General features: G+C 72.8%; 3 protein-coding genes. 1 reads left to right on the top strand and 2 read right to left on the bottom strand.

Features of this window, described 5'->3' with window-relative positions; translation table 11 throughout:
- Positions 1 to 94: 94 nt before the first annotated feature.
- Entirely contained in the window at positions 95 to 1,330 is a 1,236-nt protein-coding gene (tyrS, locus tag M7H45_RS07515; protein WP_298215731.1) for a tyrosine--tRNA ligase, read from the bottom strand.
- Between the two features lie 102 nt (positions 1,331 to 1,432).
- Here tyrS and M7H45_RS07520 point away from each other — a divergent pair, with 102 nt between their 5' ends.
- Complete coding sequence (locus tag M7H45_RS07520) at positions 1,433 to 2,527, top strand: anhydro-N-acetylmuramic acid kinase (RefSeq protein ID WP_298215728.1); 1,095 nt, start codon at positions 1,433 to 1,435, stop codon at positions 2,525 to 2,527.
- On the opposite strand, the gene M7H45_RS07525 is transcribed toward M7H45_RS07520, so the two are convergent.
- On the bottom strand, positions 2,509 to 3,950 hold a 1,442-nt coding region (locus tag M7H45_RS07525; protein ID WP_298215730.1), incomplete at its 5' end, for a hypothetical protein. The two genes, M7H45_RS07520 and M7H45_RS07525, sit on opposite strands and share 19 nt — an antisense overlap.

A 3,950-nucleotide genomic window follows, 5' to 3' on the forward strand; every position in this document is an offset into this window, starting at 1 on the left:
CCGCCTCGCCGCCGCCGCGCCGCGCTGGGCCGATGCCGCGCTGAGATGACGCCGCGCCCTTGCCGCGCCCTGGCGGCTCAGCCGGGGCGGCCGCTCAATCCCCTAGCTTGACCAGCACGTGCTGCTTCTTGCCGGCGGAGAGTTTTTGTTCCGGTTTCAGCTGGATCAGCCGCGCCTCGTCCTCGATGACCACGTCATCCAGCCGCGCGCCCCCGCCGCGAATCAGGCGCCGCGCCTCGCCATTGCTGGCCGCCAGCCCGGCCTTCACCAGCAGGGCGAAGGCCGGTATCCCGCCGCTGGCATCCGCCGCGCTCAGCGTCACGCTGGGCAGCGCCCCCGCCGCCACGCCCTCGGTGAACAGCTTGCGGGCGGTCTCGGCGGCCTCATCGGCGGCGGCGCGGCCATGGGCCAGGGCGGTGGCCTCGGTGGCGAGCACGATCTTCGCCGCGTTGATCTCCGCCCCGCCCAGCCCTTCCAGCCGGGCGATCTCGCCCAGCGGCAGATCGGTGAACAGGCGCAAAAACCGCCCCACATCCGCATCCTCGGTGTTCCGCCAGAATTGCCAGTATTGGTAGGGGCTGAGCCGCGCGGCTGAGAGCCACACCGCCCCCGCCGCGCTCTTGCCCATCTTCTGGCCGGAGGCGGTGGTGATCAGCGGTGTGGTGAGGCCGAACACGGTCTTCTGGTCGGTGCGGCGGATCAGCTCGATGCCGGAGACGATATTGCCCCATTGGTCGGAGCCGCCCATTTGCAGCGTCACGCCGAAACGGCGGTTCAATTCCCGGAAATCATAGGATTGCAGGATGGAATAATTGAATTCGAGAAAGGTGAGGCCCTGCTCGCGCTCCAGCCTCGTCTTCACCGAGTCGAAGGAGAGCATGCGATTGACGGAAAAATGCACCCCCACATCCCGCAGCAGGCCGATATAGGAAAGCGCGTCCAGCCAGTCCGCGTTATTCACCAGCACGGCCCCGCCCGGCCCGCCGCCGAACTCCAGAAACGCTTCCAGATTGGCGCGGATGCCGGTGAGATTGCGGGCGATCTGCTCATCGGAGAGAAGCTGGCGCGCCTCCTCGCGGAAGGAGGGGTCGCCGATGCGGGTGGTGCCCCCGCCCAGCAGCGCCACCGGGCGGTGGCCGTGACGCTGGAACAGGCGCAGCAGCATGATGGGGATGAGATGCCCGACATGCAGGCTGTCGGCGGTGAGGTCGAACCCGGCATAACCCGCGAGCGCGCCGCTGGCGCAGGCCGCATCCAGCCCGGCCTCGTCGGTGCATTGAAACACGTAGCCGCGCGCCATCGCCTCGGCCAGAAACCCGCTTGTCGCCATCATCCCCTCCTGTGCGGCGCGGGGTAGCACAGCCGGGCGGCGGATGGGAAATCACGCCCCGCCCGGTTGCGGGGCGCGGCCGCCCTCCCTAATAGCTGGGGCATGAGCGCCAACGCCGCGGCCAGAACCTACCGGGCCATCGGGCTGATGTCCGGCACCTCGCTGGACGGGGCGGACGCCGCCTGGATCGAGACCGATGGCGAGCGGATCAGCACCTTCGGCCCCGCCGTCACCGTCCGTTACGACGCGGCGCTGCGCGCCGGGCTGCGGCGGCTTCTCGACCTCGCCCCTTCCCTCACCGCCGATGACCCCTTTCTCCGCCAGACCGAGGCGCAGCTCACCCGCGAGCACGCCCTCGCCGTGGCGGTGCTGGCGCGCGCCGCCGATGTCATCGGCTTTCACGGCCAGACCATCCTCCACGCGCCGGAGCGCCGCCGCAGCTGGCAGATCGGCGACGCCGCCCTGCTCTCCCATATCGCCCGGCTGCCGGTGGTGCATGATTTCCGCGCCGCCGATATCGCGGCCGGAGGCCAGGGCGCGCCCCTCGCCCCCTTGTTTCACGCCGCCTTGGCGCGGGAGATGGAAAAGCCGGTCCTCATCGTCAATATCGGCGGCGTGGCCAACGCCACCTGGCTGGGCCCGGCGGGCGAGATCCTCGCCTGCGATACCGGCCCCGGCAATGGCCCGCTCGACGATCTCGCCCAGGCCAGCCTCGGCCAGCCCTATGACAAGGATGGCGCGCTCGCCGCCGCGGGCAGGGCCGACGAGGCCCGGCTCGCCACCCTGCTCGCCCATCCCTTTTTCGCCCGCCCCGCCCCCAAATCGCTCGACCGGCTGAGCTTCGCGGCACCCATCGCCGCCGCCACCGCCGGGCTCAGCCCGCCCGACGCCGCGGCCACCCTCACCGCCTTCATCTGCGCCGCCATCGCCGGCGCGCCCTGGCCGGCGCCGCCCAAACACGTGCTCGTCACCGGCGGCGGCCGCCACAACCCGGCGCTCATGGCGGGGCTGGCCGCGCGCTTCGCCGCGCCGGTGCAGCCCGTGGAGGCGGCGGGCTGGAATGGCGACGCGCTGGAGGCGCAATGCTTCGCCTATCTGGCGGTGCGCAGCCTGCGCGGCCTGCCCCTCTCTCTGCCCACCACCACCGGCGTGCCCGCGCCGCAAACCGGCGGGCGGCTTCACGGCGTGATCCTGTAAAGCCTCCACCCCGCCGCGTCCTGCCCCGCGGCTTGCAGCCAGGGCGGCACCAAACCCTCGTTCAGCACGTCCCAGAGCGTGCCGGGCGGCAGGTCGCCCACCAAGGCGGAGCGGCCCGGGTGCGGGCAGATCAGCACGAAGGCGGCCCCGCTCGCTGTCAGCGCCGCGGGCGGCGCCGGGCCGGAGGGGGCGCGCCACGCCGCCCGGTCCCGCATGAAGCCTGCGATGCCGTGATGATAAAGCGAGCCGACCGTGAGAACCGGCGCGCGGTAGAGCAGCTCCGGCGCCGCCTCCGGCACCGCCAGCACCACCTGGCCGGCGGCGGGGGCGAGAAGCGGGGCGATGCCGGTGAGATCGCAGACGGGCTGGGAGGCCAAGGCGGGCGGCTCGGCCCATAGAGCGAGATAGGGGCCGAGCAGCACCAGGGCAAGCACGGCGAGGCTTTTCACCCAAGCGAGGCGGCCGCCCCGGGCGGCGATGCCGCTCAGCGCCACCGGCAGCAGCGCCGCGCCGAAGATGGCGGAAAGGGAGGTGAAGAGCAGATACCCCGCCCCCAACGCCAGCGCCACCGCCGCGCACAGCGCCACATAGGCCCAGGCCAGCGGGGCGCGCGGGCGCGGGCCCAGCAGCCCGCCCTCCAGATCCTTGAGAGCGGGGCGGCGCTCCTCCCAGGCCCGCGCCGCCGCATACAGCACCGCCCAGGCGCCGGGCAGCAGAAACACGATGAGGTCCAGGCCGCGCGGGGCGGCGAGTTCGGAGATCACGCCGAAGAAAGCCCGCGCCTCGGCGGGCGGCAGCAGCCCCGCCGGCCCCGCCGCCACGCCGGGAAAGGCGGCGATCCAGACCGCCAGCGCCAGCCCCATCACCAGCAGCCCCAGCCAGCCCCGCCAGCGCCCGCCGCGCGCCTGGATACGCAGAAGCAGAGCCGCCGCCGCCAGCAACAGCAGCGCCATGGTGACATAAACGTAGGAGAGACGGTCGATCTCGGCGGCGCCATATCCGCCGGCGGGCGGGTCCACGAACAGCCCGATGCCCAGCACGTCGAAACACCCGTCGGCGGCGGTCAGCAGCGTGGCGGCGTTCGGCGCCCGCAGCCAGCGCAGCGCCAGCCCGCCAAAGGCCATCAGCACGAAGGGCATGGTCTCCGGCGTCAGCCAGATGGCGAAACCGCCCGCGACCCCGGCGAGAAACCCGTACCACCCATCCTCCCGCGCCGCGCGCAGCGCGCAGCCCGCCGTCAGCGCGATCAGCGCCAGCAGCGCGATATGGTAATGGACCATGCCCGGCAGGGCGATGAAGTGGAAGGCGGGCAGCAGCGCGGCGGCGCTGGCGGCGGCCCAGAGATGGCGGCGCAGCGCCAGCGGCTCCACCGCCCAGGCGAGGGCCGCGCCCAGCGCCCCCACCCCCAGCGGACCCAGCGCCA

It is taken from the genome of Acidocella sp., from assembly GCF_027352905.1.
Classification (GTDB): domain Bacteria; phylum Pseudomonadota; class Alphaproteobacteria; order Acetobacterales; family Acetobacteraceae; genus Acidocella.